The 12,829-nt window shown below is 71.7% G+C and carries 9 protein-coding genes; 3 read left to right on the forward strand and 6 right to left on the reverse strand.

Going from position 1 to position 12,829, the window contains the following annotated elements:
• Nucleotides 1-100 precede the first annotated feature (100 nt).
• Entirely contained in the window at nucleotides 101-838 is a 738-nt protein-coding gene (locus ACZ4TO_RS05110; RefSeq protein WP_468023454.1) for a 4'-phosphopantetheinyl transferase family protein, read from the reverse strand.
• Nucleotides 786-1,694, reverse strand: coding sequence for a metallophosphoesterase family protein (locus tag ACZ4TO_RS05115; RefSeq protein WP_468023455.1), 909 nt, complete (start codon nucleotides 1,692-1,694; stop codon nucleotides 786-788). The genes ACZ4TO_RS05110 and ACZ4TO_RS05115 overlap by 53 nt, the downstream gene beginning before the upstream one ends.
• A 251-nt stretch (nucleotides 1,695-1,945) precedes the next feature.
• Here ACZ4TO_RS05115 and ACZ4TO_RS05120 point away from each other — a divergent pair, with 251 nt between their 5' ends.
• Together ACZ4TO_RS05120 and ACZ4TO_RS05125 are read left to right on the forward strand one after the other, a co-directional pair.
• The gene (locus tag ACZ4TO_RS05120) at nucleotides 1,946-3,169 is read left to right on the forward strand and encodes an ATP-grasp domain-containing protein (RefSeq protein ID WP_468023456.1); all 1,224 of its coding nucleotides are present in this window, start codon (nucleotides 1,946-1,948) and stop codon (nucleotides 3,167-3,169) included.
• A gap of 188 nt (nucleotides 3,170-3,357) precedes the next feature.
• On the forward strand, nucleotides 3,358-5,043 hold the full coding sequence (locus ACZ4TO_RS05125) for a carbohydrate binding domain-containing protein (protein ID WP_382796075.1): 1,686 nt from the start codon (nucleotides 3,358-3,360) through the stop codon (nucleotides 5,041-5,043).
• A gap of 126 nt (nucleotides 5,044-5,169) precedes the next feature.
• On the opposite strand, the gene ACZ4TO_RS05130 is transcribed toward ACZ4TO_RS05125, so the two are convergent.
• From ACZ4TO_RS05130 to ACZ4TO_RS05145, 4 genes are all read right to left on the reverse strand, one after another.
• Complete coding sequence (locus ACZ4TO_RS05130) at nucleotides 5,170-7,926, reverse strand: bifunctional YncE family protein/alkaline phosphatase family protein (protein ID WP_468023457.1); 2,757 nt, start codon at nucleotides 7,924-7,926, stop codon at nucleotides 5,170-5,172.
• A 4-nt stretch (nucleotides 7,927-7,930) separates the two neighbouring features.
• The gene (locus tag ACZ4TO_RS05135; RefSeq protein ID WP_468023458.1) at nucleotides 7,931-9,319 is read right to left on the reverse strand and encodes an ABC transporter permease; all 1,389 of its coding nucleotides are present in this window, start codon (nucleotides 9,317-9,319) and stop codon (nucleotides 7,931-7,933) included.
• A complete protein-coding gene (locus tag ACZ4TO_RS05140; protein WP_468023459.1) occupies nucleotides 9,316-10,257 on the reverse strand; it encodes an ABC transporter ATP-binding protein in 942 nt (313 codons plus the stop codon). Before ACZ4TO_RS05140 ends, ACZ4TO_RS05135 begins: the two co-directional genes overlap by 4 nt.
• Before the next feature lie 200 nt (nucleotides 10,258-10,457).
• On the reverse strand, nucleotides 10,458-11,795 hold the full coding sequence (locus tag ACZ4TO_RS05145) for a 6-phospho-beta-glucosidase (RefSeq protein WP_382796069.1): 1,338 nt from the start codon (nucleotides 11,793-11,795) through the stop codon (nucleotides 10,458-10,460).
• A 201-nt stretch (nucleotides 11,796-11,996) separates the two neighbouring features.
• Between ACZ4TO_RS05145 and ACZ4TO_RS05150 the strand changes: the two genes are divergently transcribed.
• Entirely contained in the window at nucleotides 11,997-12,764 is a 768-nt protein-coding gene (locus tag ACZ4TO_RS05150; protein ID WP_468023460.1) for an IclR family transcriptional regulator, read from the forward strand.
• Nucleotides 12,765-12,829: the final 65 nt, after the last annotated feature.

Raw genomic sequence — 12,829 nt, forward strand, 5'->3', positions numbered from 1 at the left:
GGAGACGTACGGGCCCGGCGCCCGGCCGGTCGGAGCGTACGGCCGGGGTGGGCCGGCGATCGCGGGTTCGGGTCGGATGCCCTGGCCGTGCGTCGTACGGTCAGACGGTGGCCGGGCCCGGCGCCGGGCCCGGTCCGGCGTGCGGGACCGTGATCGCGCTCGCGACCAGGCCGCCCCGTACCGTCCAGCGGCCGGTGAAGACCTGGACCGGAACCCCGTCCACCACGGGCCCCGGAACGAGGAGTTGAGCGCTCAGCCCGCCCGAGAGGCCGTCCGCTGCGGGCGTCGGGTCGAGGGGCGTCGGGTCGACGGAGATGGTGATGTCGGCCCCGGAGAAGTCGAGCCATTTGCCGGTGAGCGGGAACCACGCCTTGTAGACCGACTCCTTGGCGCTGAACAGCAGCCGGTCCCAGTGGACGGCGGGGACCTGTGCGGCGAGCCGGTCCAGACGGTCCGACTCCCCGGGCAGGGCGACGGCCTCCAGGACGTCGTCGGGGAGTGCCAGATGGGGTTCGGCGTCGATGCCGAGGGAGGCCAGATCGCCGGCACGGGCGAGCGCGGCGGCGGCGTAGCCCTCGCAGTGCGTCATGCTGCCGATGACGCCCGCCGGCCACCGCGGGGCGCCGCGCTCGCCCGGCAGCACGGGCCCGGGCGCCACACCCAGCTTCTCCATGGCACGCCGGGCGCAGACGCGCACGGTGGCGAACTCGCGGCGCCGCTTGCCCACGGCGCGGGTCAGGACCGCCAGTTCCTCGGGGTACAGACTCGCGTCCCCGGCCGGTTCGTCACCGTGGCTCTCCACGGCCACCACCGACTCCGGAAGCAGCTCCTCCATCACCGGCTTTGACCTCCATCGGCAGAATGCGGCGCAGCGCGGCCGGCGGTCCCGGTCGCTTGCGCCATTCTCGCGGATAGCCCACCGACACCTCTTCGAACCGGACACCCTCGTGCCAGGTGGTCCGGGGGATGTGCAGGTGTCCGTAGACCATGGTCTCGACGCGGAACCTGCGGTGCCAGTCGGCGGTGGCCTCCGTACCGCACCACATGGCGAACTCGGGGTGCCACAGGACGTCCATCGGGTGGCGGTCCAGGGGGTAGTGGTTCACCGGGACGACCGGCAGTCCGTCGGGGATCTCGGCGAGTCTGCGCTCGGTCAGGGCCACCCGGGCCCGGCACCAGTCCTCGCGGCTCGGATACGGGTCGGGGTGGAGCAGGTACTCGTCCGTGCACACGATGCCGGTCCCCTCGGCGTACGCCAGCCCCTCGGCCTTGGTGGCGCAGCCCTGCGGCAGGAAGGAGTAGTCGTAGAGAAGGAAGAGCGGCGCCACGACGGCGGGACCGCCGGGGCCGTTCCAGACGGGGTAGGGGTCCTCGGGGGTGACGACGCCCAACTCCCGGCACAGGGCCACCAGATGCTCGTACCGGGCCACACCGCGGAGCTGGACCGGATCCTTGGGATGGGTCCACAGCTCATGGTTGCCGGGCACCCAGACGACCTTCTCGAACCGTTCGCCGAGCGTCGTGAGCGTCCACCGGATGTCCTCGACGATCTCCCCGATGTCACCCGCCACCAAGAGCCAGTCCCGGTCCGTCTCGGGGCGCATGTCCTCGACCAGGGCGCGGTTCTCCGCGTAGCCGATGTGCAGGTCGCTGATGGCCAGCAGATTTCCGGCGCCGCCGTCTGTAGGCCGCACGCGCCACCCCCGTAGAAAGCGAATACCGACACCACAGCACACGCTCCCGCCACCGGACAAGGAGGCCCGGGCGGGCAGGCGGGCGAATCCGTAACATCCCTGTAGCAGCATGAGGGTCCCGGGACCCTTATGATCGCCCCAACACCACCGCTCCAATCTGCTTTCGCGTGCGACGGCTCGGTGTACCTCCCCCAACCCTGGCCGGGCCCGGCCCGCTCCGCCGTGCCCGCGAACCCCGAATGGTGGCTTGCATGGGCTCTCCCGTACGCGTCTGGCTCAACCGCACGTACGCGGAGAACGTCTTCTTGATGGACCAGCTTCGCCATAATCCGCAGCACCGCGCCGTCGAGATCCACGCCACCCACGGTGACGCCGACTCCCCCGTCCTGGCCGCCGCCGACACCGCCGAGCCGGAGCCCGAGGGCCTGTCGCCGCGCGCCTACGTCGAGTACGCGCTCGACATGTGCGCACGCCGTTCCGTCGACGTGTTCGTGCCGGTGCTGCACCAGGACGCGATCGTGGCGCAGCGCGCCGAGTTCGCGGCGCTCGGGACGGCGCTGCTGGCGCCGCCGGCGGAGGCGGTCGCGGTCTTCCACGACAAGGCCGTCGCCTACCAGGCCGTGGAGGCCGTGGGCATCCCGGTCCCTCCGTGGTACCGGGTACGCACGGTGGAGGAACTCGTCGTGGCGGTCGAGGAGTTGGAGGCGGGCGGTCACCGGGCCTGCTTCAAGCCGGCGGCCGGGGCGGGCGGCGTGGGCTTCCGGGTCATCACCCGCACGCCCTTCTCGCTCCTGCACCTGAACGGCTTCCCGAGCCCGTACGTGCCTCTGGAGCTGGTGGTGGAGGCGCTGCGCACGGCCACGGAGCCGGTCGACTGGCTGGTGATGCCGCACCTCGGACAGCCGGAGGTGTCGGTGGACTGTCTCACCGGGCCGGACGGCCGCGTCCGCATGGCCATCGGCCGCACCAAGAACGGCCGTCGACGCGGGTTCACCCTCGACGCGGCGTGGATCGAGCCCGCCCGGCTGCTCGCCGAGGCGTTCGGGCTGCACTATCTGTCCAACATCCAGTTCCGTATGTTCGGCGACGAGCCGGTGCTGATGGACGTGAACACGCGTCCTGCGGGCGGGCTGCACCAGATCGCCCAGTGCGGGGTCAACGCCCCATGGGCGGCCGTGCAGTTGGCGCTCGGCGAGGAGACGGGCGAGGTGGTCCCGCCGTTCCTCGGACCGGACTACACGGTGGTCGCGGGGCCGCGCCCGGTGCGTCCGGTGTCGCTGCCGACGCAGCGGACCGAGCCGGGCGCGCCCACCCTGTCCGCCATGCCGGCGCAGACCGTGGAACCGGCGTCCCCGCAGCCCGTGCAGTCGGCGCCGTCCGCACAGCCCCCGCAGCCCGTGCCGGCCGACGCGACCGCCTCCGCCGTTCCGGCCCAGTCCGCCGCTGCCGCCACCGCGGCGATCGCCCCGGCCTAGGGTCTGGCCTAGGGCCTGGCGACCCCGGCCCGGAATCCGGCCGGAGGCCGGGTCGCGCCGCTCCTCCTTTACCGGTCTGGACCAATTCCCGCGCAGTGTCTTGACAGCGGGATTGGTCCATACCAACTTGGTTGCGCACCTCTCTGCACTCCCGAACACCCCCATATCTCCAGGGAGATCGCGTGCGCATGACCATGCTCAGACGTTCCAGACACCGTTTCCTCGCCCTGCTGGGCACGGCCGCGCTGGCCCTCGCCGGCGCGGTCGCCCTGCCGGGTACCGCGGAGGCCGCCAACATCCTGTCCAACCCGGGATTCGAGACCGGCGGCCTCTCCCCCTGGTCCTGCTCCGGCAACCTGGGGTCGATCGTCTCCAGCCCCGTGCACGGGGGCTCCAAAGCCCTCGCGGGGGCGGTGAGTTCGAGTGACAACGCCCAGTGCACCCAGACCGTCTCGGTCCAGCCGAACACGACGTACAGCCTCTCCGGCTGGGTGCGCGGCAGCTACGTCTACCTCGGTGTGGACGGCGGTGCCTCGACCTGGACGACGTCCCCGTCGGCGTACAGCCAGCTCACCGTCTCCTTCACCACCGGGGCCTCGCAGACCAGCGCCAAGATCTACGTCCACGGCTGGTACGCGCAGGGCACCTACTACGCCGACGACATCAGCCTCGACGGCCCGGGCGGCGGTGGCGGCGGGACCGACACCCAGGCACCGACCACGCCCACCAACCTGACCTCCACCGGCAAGACTTCGTCCAGCGTGTCCCTGTCGTGGGGCGCGTCGAGCGACAACGTCGGCGTCACGGCGTACGACATCTACAGCGGCTCCAACAAGGTGCTCAGCGTGTCGGGCACGAGCGGCACGGTCAGCGGGCTGTCGGCGAGCACCGCCTACACGTTCACCGTCAAGGCGCGTGACGCGGCCGGGAACACCTCGGGCGCGTCCAACGCGGTCAGTGTCACCACGTCCGCGGGCGGCGGAGGCGGGACGGGCTTCAAGCAGGCCGCTCCCTATCTGTACGAGGGCTGGGGCGACCCCCCGAACCCGACCACGGTGATGAACGCGACCGGGATCAAGTGGTTCACGATGGCGTTCGTGCTCGACTCCGGCGGCTGCAACCCCGCCTGGGACGGAAGCCGGGCGCTGACCGGCGGTGTCGACCAGACGGCGATCAACCAGATCCGTTCCGCGGGCGGTGACATCGTCCCGTCGTTCGGTGGCTGGCAGGGCAGCAAGCTCGGCGCCAACTGCTCCTCGGCGAGCGCGCTCGCCGGTGCGCTGCAGAAGGTGATCGACGCCTACGGCCTCAAGGCGATCGACATGGACATCGAGAACACCGACGAGTTCGAGAACGAGGCCGTGCAGGCCAGGATCCTGACCGCGCTGAAGACCGTCAAGGCCAACAACCCCGGCCTGAAGACGATCGTCACCTTCGGCACCTCGACGACCGGCCCGACCTACTACGGCAACCGGCTCATCGAGCAGGCGCAGTCGCTGAACGCGAACATCGACGTGTTCACCATCATGCCGTTCGACTTCGGCGGCGGCTCCGACATGTACGGCAACACGGTCAACGCGACCGAGGGGCTGAAGACCAAGCTGAAGTCGACGTTCGGCTGGGACGACGCCACGGCCTACTCGCACATCGGCATCTCCGGCATGAACGGTCTGTCCGACCAGCAGGAGAACACGACCCCGGCGATCTGGACCTCGATCCGTGACTGGGCGAACAGCCACCACATCGCCCGGCTCGCCTACTGGTCGGTCAACCGCGACCGGTCCTGCCCCGGCGGCGGCGTGGTGAGCAACTGCTCCGGCATCAGCCAGAGCACCTGGCAGTTCACGTCGATCACGGCCGGCTTCACGGGCTGACGCCGACGGGAACGAGCGCAACGCGGTGGGCCGCCCGGGACGTGATCCGGGCGGCCCATCTCTTTGTGCCTGTACGTCAGCCGGCGGGCCGGCAGTCACCGACTGCCGGTTGCCGGGCGACGGTCGTCAGCCGTCGGACTCCGACGACGGCAGGTAGGCGCCCGGCACGTCCTTCGGCGCGAAGATCCGGTGCTCGCCGGGGTACGGCTTGGTCCACCCGTGCGTCTGGTACCAGGTGAAGTGGTTCATCTGCGCGGGGTTGGCGAAGTCCGGAACGGCGTTCGGCCCGGTCAGCCGCTGACGCGACTTCCAGGTGTCCCACGTCGCCGCGAGCGCCCGCTTGTCCGCCGGGACCTTCGCCGACGGCACGGGCGCCGCGGCGGGATTCTGCGGCGCCGGGGTGTCCAGACCGCAGGAGGGCGCGGTCTTGAGGCCGTCGGTCAGCGAGGTCCGGTTGGGCAGCGCCGTGAACGGCGTGTAGTCGGGACGCCCGGTGAAGGCGGCGCGCATCGGAGTGGCCGCGCTGTCCTTCTGGTTCATGGGGTGGACGCCGAGGATCTGCTCGATGGTCCGGATCAGCGTGATCTGCGAGTAGTAGTGGCTGTCGACGACGCCGTGCCGGGCCCAGGGGCTGATGATCTGGATCGGCGCGCGGTGGCCGTCGACGTGGTCGAGACCGGCCTGGGAGTCGTCCTCGACCACGAAGACCGCCGAGTCCTTCCAGTACGGGCTGTGCGAGATCTCGTCGACGATCCTGCCGGTCGCGAGGTCGTTGTCCGCGACCTGGGCGGCCGCGTTCGCGGGACCGCCGGTGTGGTCGCTGGAGAGCCAGAACATGTTCAGGTTCGCCGGACCGTTCTTCTCGAAGTCACGCTTCCAGATCTCCTCCCGGTAGATGTCCGGGACGCTGGTGTCGAACTTCGCGAAGCCGTGCACGGACACGTCGTTGAGCGACGGGATCGGCGAGGACGAGTTCAGTGTGTACGCGGTGTCCTGGCCCGTCGACGTCATGTCGCGGGCGTCGCAGTACAGGTTCTGCCAGGTGGCGTCGGCCGGCTTGGTGAGGAACTGCTGGAACTCGCCGAAGTCCCGGGCCGACTTGCCCGCGGCCTGCGCGCCGGTCCACAGGAAGCCGGTCCGCTGGTGGCCGAGGGCGTCGTCCTCGGTGTCGTAACTGCGCGCGTACTCACCGGCCGAGGACTCGGTGTACTCCGGATCGTCCGCCTGCATCAGCCAGTTGTGGCCCTCGGCCGAGTTCGTGCCGATGTCGTACGTGTTGTCGTACAGGCCGAACTGCCGGGCCAGAGCGTGCTGGTTGGGCGTCACGTTCTCGCCGAACTGCGCCAGCGACGGATCGCCGTCGCCCTCCGGCACGTCCCCGAAGACCTGGTCGTACGTGCGGTTCTCCTTGACGATCAGGAAGACGTGCTTGATCGTCGAGGGCTCGCCGAGCCGTTGCGGGACGGGCACCGGCTTCGCGTGGTTCCTGCCCGCGGACCGGGCGACCGAGCCTCTCGTCCAGCCGTTCTGCCGGAAGACCTTGGCCGTCTGGGCCCGGACCACGCTGTCGTCGGGCAGGGTGAACCGCTGCACGCTCGACGTGGTGTCGTGCGTCCCGTGCCCGGCCGCCGTGGTGGTCCGGCGGGCGTCGACGCCACGGGTGTTGGAGACCACGATGTCCTTGCCGACGGCGGCGATCTCGGCGGGGAAGTAGTCCGTGGGGAGCAGACCGATGTACCGGACCGGGTCCTGCGGCGACCGGTACCGGTAGACGGCCACGGCGTTGGCGCGGCCGAGCGTCACCAGCAGGTGCCCGTCGTCGGTGAGCGTCACCGCGTCGGGCTCGTACCCCACCGAGGCCTCGGGCCACGGCTGGGTCGCGATGGTCTGGACGACCTTGTTCCGGGTGGTGTCGATGACCGACACGTCGTTGGTGGCGGTGTTGGTGACGAACAGCGCCCGGCCCTTGGCGTACAGCGCGGTCGGGTGCAGGCCCACCGGGATGCTCGTGACGGCGGCGGCCGGGTCCGCGGGGTCGATGACGCTGACGGTGCCGGTCGTGGTCGCGGCGGTGACCGGGTCCGCGGGCACCTGGGTGTTGTACGAGTTGATGGTGGTGTCGCCGTCCCGGGCCGGGCGCCCGCCCTCGTTGCTCACGTAGAGCTTGCCGCCCGCCTCGACCAGGCCGCGCGGGGCGTTGCCCACGTTCCAGCTCTGGCGGACGGTCCCGGTGGCCGCGTCGATGGCGACCACCCGGTTCTGTCCGTTGACCGCGGAGTACACGGTGGTGCCGTCGGAGGAGAACACCGCCGCGCCCACCAGCGCGTGCTTGGGCCCGTCCGCCGCGATCGGGACGGACACCGGGTTCGTGACGCCGCCGTCCGCGTTCACGGTGAACCGGGTGTAGCCGTCGGTCTGGCCGAGCCAGAGCTGCGAGCCGTCGGGCGAGTACGTCGGGCCTTCCTGGCCCACGCTGTTGCCGCTGATGCGCGGGACGGAGGACGCGGAGCTGCCAACGAGCTGCTGCACCTTCCAGCTCTTCAGGTCGACGATCGCGAGGGCGCTGCCGCCGTCGGTGACCGAGGCCGCCAGGTGGGTGCCGTCCGGGCTGACCGAGGACGACATGATCTTCCCGTTCTGGACGACCAGCCGGTCGCCGTACGGGGCGATGTACTGGTCGCTGGAGACGACCTGGCCGCGATCGGTGACCTGGCCGACCTGGTCGGTGCCGAAGTCCGTCGTCCGGGCGAACGCGGCCCCTGCCGCGACGAGGGCGAGCGCGGTGATGCCCGCCGTCACCAGAGGTATCCGTCGTCCCGTGTATCTGCGAAGAGGGCTCGAACGCCCCTTCTCCGCACTCCGTCGGCGACGCGTCACCTGCATGGGGTCATCCCTTCGTGGTGGCGAGCAGGTCGACGTCGCCGTCGAACTGCCACAGCGGATTCGGTGCGTCCCCGGCCGGGGTGCGGACCAGGAAGTAGCCGTTCACCTCTTTCGGCCCGTCGCCGTCGGCCATGAAGCGGCCGTCCGGGGTGATGTCGAGCTGGTAGACGGCCGTCCCCACGGCGTCGACGCCGGGAAGGTGCCAGGTGATGACGCAGCGCCAGTCGTTGCCCGGCCCCTCGGCGGCGACCTTCACGCTGCCCTTGTCGCAGGCCGCCGTGGCCTTGAGCTGTGCCTCGGTGACGGCCGGGCGGTTGAGTTCGGCGGTCTGGAGCCGGTAGAGGTGGGCGAAGGCCGTGGCGGCCGAGCGCTGCACCTTGTCCTGTTCGATCCCGGAGCCCGTGGCCCCGGTGGTGAGCCCGACGACCACGGCGGTCACGGCGGCCAGCCCGACGAGCGGCAGAACGCCTCCGGTGACCGCGCCGCGGCCCGAGCCGTCGTGGGCCGCGTCGGTGAAGTCCCTCCGCATGAAGAGCAGATAGGCCGACACCGTCGCGGCCACCGCCCACGACAGGCTGACGGCGATGCCGATCAGGAGCGGACCGAGCTGTGCGGGGCTGGTGAACAGACCGCTCCAGGAGATGAAGGCGTAGCTGGGCAGCGCGAGGCGCACGGCGACGGGGAGCGGCATCATCTGGGCGAGCTGCATCGCGAGCGCGACGAGCGCCGGCAGCAGCAGCCCCATCGGGGAGCGCCCCAGCGTGATCGAGCCGAGCAGTCCCACCGCGGCGAGGGCCAGGGTTGGGGCGAGGACGCAGAGCCAGGCGAGCAGGACCTTGCCGGCGGCGTCCGCGGGGGTCAGCAGATGGCCGTCGAGGCCGACGAGCGGATGGACTCCGATCGCCACGGCTCCGCCGGCCGAGCTGGAGGCGACCAGTCCGGCCACGAGCAGCAGGACGACCGTGAGGCCGGCCAGGGTCTTCGCGACGAAGATGCGGCGCGGCGACCGGATCGCGACGAGCAGATGGCGCCAGGTGCCGAGCCGGTCCTCGGAGGCGAACACGTCACCGGCGACGACCGAGGTCAGCAGCGGGAGCGCCCAGGTGCCCGCGAAGCCGAGCATGACGAGCGGTCCGGCCCATCCGGTGGCGTGCATCCAGCGGCCGAAGAGGGTGTCGACGGGGAGCGTGCTCTGCTGTCCGACCGCGGCGACGAAGAGCGCGGGCACGATCCAGCAGGCGAGGACCAGCAGCCGGATCCGCCACTGGGAGACGAGTTTGACCACCTCGAAGCGGTAGACGCGGCCGACCGGCACACGCGGGGCGGCGGCGCTGTCGTCGTCGTCCGGGCCCACTGCCTCGAGGTCCGCGTCCTCGGCGACGGTCGCGGTCATCCGCCGGTCTCCTTCTGGTCGGTGAGGGCGAGGAACGCGGCTTCGAGGGGCGACACCACGGGGGCCAGCTCGCGCAGCGCGACACCCGCGCCCACGAGCCGCACCACGAGTGCGTCGACGGCTGGCACCGGCGCGCGTACGACGAGGACGTCGGCGGAGTGCCGTGGCGCCGCCTCGTCGACGACCCGGATCCCGGCCGTGTCCAGGGCCAGCGAGCGGGCGGCGGCCGGGTCGGAGGTGAGCAGCCGGTAGTCGAGTTCACGGTTCTCGGCGGCCAGTTTGCCCAGCGGTCCGCTGAAGACGACCCGTCCGGCCGCGAGGATGGTGACCTCGGAGCACAGTGCCTGGAGGTCGTCCATGCGGTGGCTGGAGAGGACGACCGCGGTCCCGTTCGCGGCGAGCCGGTCGAGCACGCCGTGCACATGGCGTTTGCCCGCCGGGTCGAGGCCGTTGGAGGGTTCGTCGAGCACCAGCAGCCGGGGTTCGGTGAGCAGGGCGGCAGCCAGGCCGAGCCGCTGACGCATCCCCAGGGAGTAGCCGCGGGCCGGGTCGTCGGCGACGTCCGTGAGTCCGACCTGGCCGAGCACGTCGTCCACTCCGGCCGACCGTGCGCTCCGGCCGCGCAGTGCGGCCAGGGCGGCGAGGTTCTGCCGGGCGGTGAGCGAGGGGTAGAGGCCGGGTCCGTCGACGAAGCCGGCGACGCCGCCGGGCGCGGCGAGCGCCCGTCCGAGGGGGGTGCCGAGGATCTCCAGGCGGCCTTCGTCGGCGACGGCCAGGCCCAGCAGCAGACCGAGCAGGGTCGTCTTGCCGGCGCCGTTCGGTCCGACCAGGCCGTGGATCCGGCCGCGTGCCACATCCAGATCGACGCCGTCGAGTGCGACGACGTCGCCGAAGCACTTGGTGATCCCGCGAGCCCGGACGGCGAGGGGTCTGTCCATGGGTCCCTTCCTTCGAAGCACTCGACGCACTCGAAGCACTCAGGGACCTTAGGGACGCTACACAACGCGGGCACGGACAGCCGGTTGAACACGCAGGGAACGGATCGTCAAGGCGTCGGCAAGTCCGGTGCGCAAAGCGGGCGTCATCGGGAGGGACCCGGCCACCCCCCGTGTGCGCCGCCTCCGGTGCACGGGCCGCCCTAGGTCAGATAGGCGAGCCCCGGGTGCACGGACGTGTAGCCGTCGACGAGCGCGCGTGCCACGCCGACCGAATCGACGAGCGGGTGCAGGGCGAAGGCCTTGACCGCGGTCGTACGGGATCCCGACTCGGCGGCGGAGAGCACCTCGCGTTCCACCGCCTTGACCGAGCACACCAGTCCGGTGGCGTGCCCGGGCAGCGGGTCGACGGCGACCGGATGCGCCCCGTTGGCGTCCACCAGACACGGCACCTCGATGACGGCCTCCGCGTCGAGGACGCTCAGGGTGCCGCGGTTGCGGACGTTGAGGATCAGGGTGGTCCGTTCGTCCCGGGCGATCGCGCGCATCAGGGCGAGGGCCACCTTCTCGTAGCCGCCGGAGAGGTCGTCCTCCTCGCGTTCCCCGGCACCGGCGGCGTCCCGGTTCTCCGCCATGTACGTGGCCTCACGCTCGGCCCTGGTGCGTTCCCAGGCCGCCAGAGCCGCCGCGCTCGGCTGCTTCATCTCCTCGTAGAATCCGGCCTGTTGGTCGCGCAGGAACGCGCCGCGCGTCTTGTCGGCCCGCTGGTAGGCGCTGACGGTCTCGCGGTTGAAGTAGTAGTAGTGCAGGTATTCGTTGGGGACGGCGCCCAGGGACCGCAGCCACTGGGGCCCGAAGAGCCGGCCCTCCTCGAAAGAGCCGAGCAGTCCGGGATCGGCGAGCAGGCGCGGGAGTTCGTCCCGGCCGGCGACGCGCAGGCCGCGTACCCAGCCGAGGTGGTTGAGCCCGACGTAGTCGATCCACGCCTCGCGCGGGTTCGCGCCCAGGACCTTGGCGATCCGGCGGCCGAGGCCGACCGGCGAGTCGCAGATGCCGATCACCCGGTCGCCGAGGTGACGGGACATGGCCTCGGTGACCAGTCCGGCCGGGTTGGTGAAGTTGATGACCCAGGCGTCGGGCGCGAGACGCGCCACCCGCCGTGCGATGTCCACGGCGACGGGCACGGTGCGCAGCCCGTACGCGATGCCGCCGGCGCCGACCGTCTCCTGGCCGAGGACTCCCTGGTCGAGGGCGACCCGCTCGTCGGCCGCCCGGCCCTCCAGACCGCCGACGCGGATCGCGGAGAACACGAAGTCCGCGCCGCGCAGGGCCTCGTCGAGGTCGGTGGTGACGGTCACCTCCGGGGCGTCCGGGTGCCCGGCCGCCTGCTCGGCGAGCACGCGGGCCACGGCGGAGAGCCGTCCCGCGTCCAGGTCGTGCAGCACGACCCTGGTGACGCGGCCCTCGGCCCGGTCCCCGAGGAGTGCCCCGTACACGAGCGGGACACGGAATCCGCCGCCGCCCAGAATGGTCAGCCTCACGCAAGTACCACCTTCGCAGTCCGTACGGTGCCACGGGCCTGGCGGCATCCGAGAACACCCGCCACCCGTTCCACCCCTGTCTTCCGACCAGCAGCCTGCCATCGCGCGCACCTGTTCCCGGGGACCGGCCGCCCCTCGGACGGCTTTCCGCGTCACCGGCCGTTGCCCTCGCGCCCCCGCGGCCTGTTGGATCCAGGCATCATGACCGCCCCGTCCGCCTCCGGCCGCCTCCTCGCCGTGCTCGGCGCCTTCGACCACGAGCACACGGCGCTGTCCCTGACGGACATCAGCCGCCGGGCCGACCTCAGCCTCACCACGGCCCACCGGCTCGTGGGCGCGCTCGCCGGGTGGGGCGCGCTGGAGCGGGACGTGAACGGCGTCTACCACGTGGGCCTGCGCCTGTGGGAGCTCGGGGCGCTCGCTCCACGCGGCCTCGCGCTGCGCCAGAGCGCCCTGCCGTATCTGGAGGACCTGTACGAAGCGACCCACGAGAACGTGCAGTTGGCGGTCCGGGACGGCGCGGAGGTCGTCTACACGGAGTGGATCTCGGGCCGTTCCTCGGTCGGCGTCCGCATCCAGGTGGGCGCCCGCTGGCCGTTGCACGCGACGGGCGTCGGGCTGGCGCTGCTCGCCACCGCGGAGCCCGCCTTCCAGGAGGCCTACTGCGCCGGGCCGATGGCCGCGTACACCCCGTACACGATCACCGATCCGGTCCGGCTGCGCCGCGTGCTGGCCGAAGTACGCCGGACGGGCGTCGCGGTGAGCAGTCGTCAGGTGACCGAGGACGCCCTGTCGGTGGCCGCGCCGGTGCGGGGCTCCGACGGCTCGGTCGTCGCGGCCGTGTCGCTCGTCGTGCCCCGGGCCGAGGCCCGGGTACCGGCGCTGATCCCGGCCGTGCGGCTGGCGGCCCGGGGAATCTCCCGCGCCCTCGGCTGGCTCCCGGCTCCCCCCGCGGAGCCGGACGCCTGACGTGGGCGCGGCCGCTTGCCCGATGCGCACCCGAGGGCCGGCACCTGACGTGCCCGGGGAGTCGC

Source organism: Streptomyces sp. NPDC028298, from assembly GCF_055565895.1.

What these genes read in the sequence shown, in the direction of transcription:
- ACZ4TO_RS05150 (WP_468023460.1), top strand. Translation starts at nt 11,997, where the DNA reads ATGACCGCCCCGTCCGCCTCCGGCCGCCTCCTCGCCGTGCTCGGCGCC.
- ACZ4TO_RS05125 (WP_382796075.1), top strand. Translation starts at nt 3,358, where the DNA reads ATGACCATGCTCAGACGTTCCAGACACCGTTTCCTCGCCCTGCTGGGC.
- ACZ4TO_RS05120 (WP_468023456.1), top strand. Translation starts at nt 1,946, where the DNA reads ATGGGCTCTCCCGTACGCGTCTGGCTCAACCGCACGTACGCGGAGAAC.
- ACZ4TO_RS05140 (WP_468023459.1), bottom strand. Translation starts at nt 10,257, where the DNA reads ATGGACAGACCCCTCGCCGTCCGGGCTCGCGGGATCACCAAGTGCTTC.
- ACZ4TO_RS05130 (WP_468023457.1), bottom strand. Translation starts at nt 7,926, where the DNA reads ATGCAGGTGACGCGTCGCCGACGGAGTGCGGAGAAGGGGCGTTCGAGC.
- ACZ4TO_RS05135 (WP_468023458.1), bottom strand. Translation starts at nt 9,319, where the DNA reads ATGACCGCGACCGTCGCCGAGGACGCGGACCTCGAGGCAGTGGGCCCG.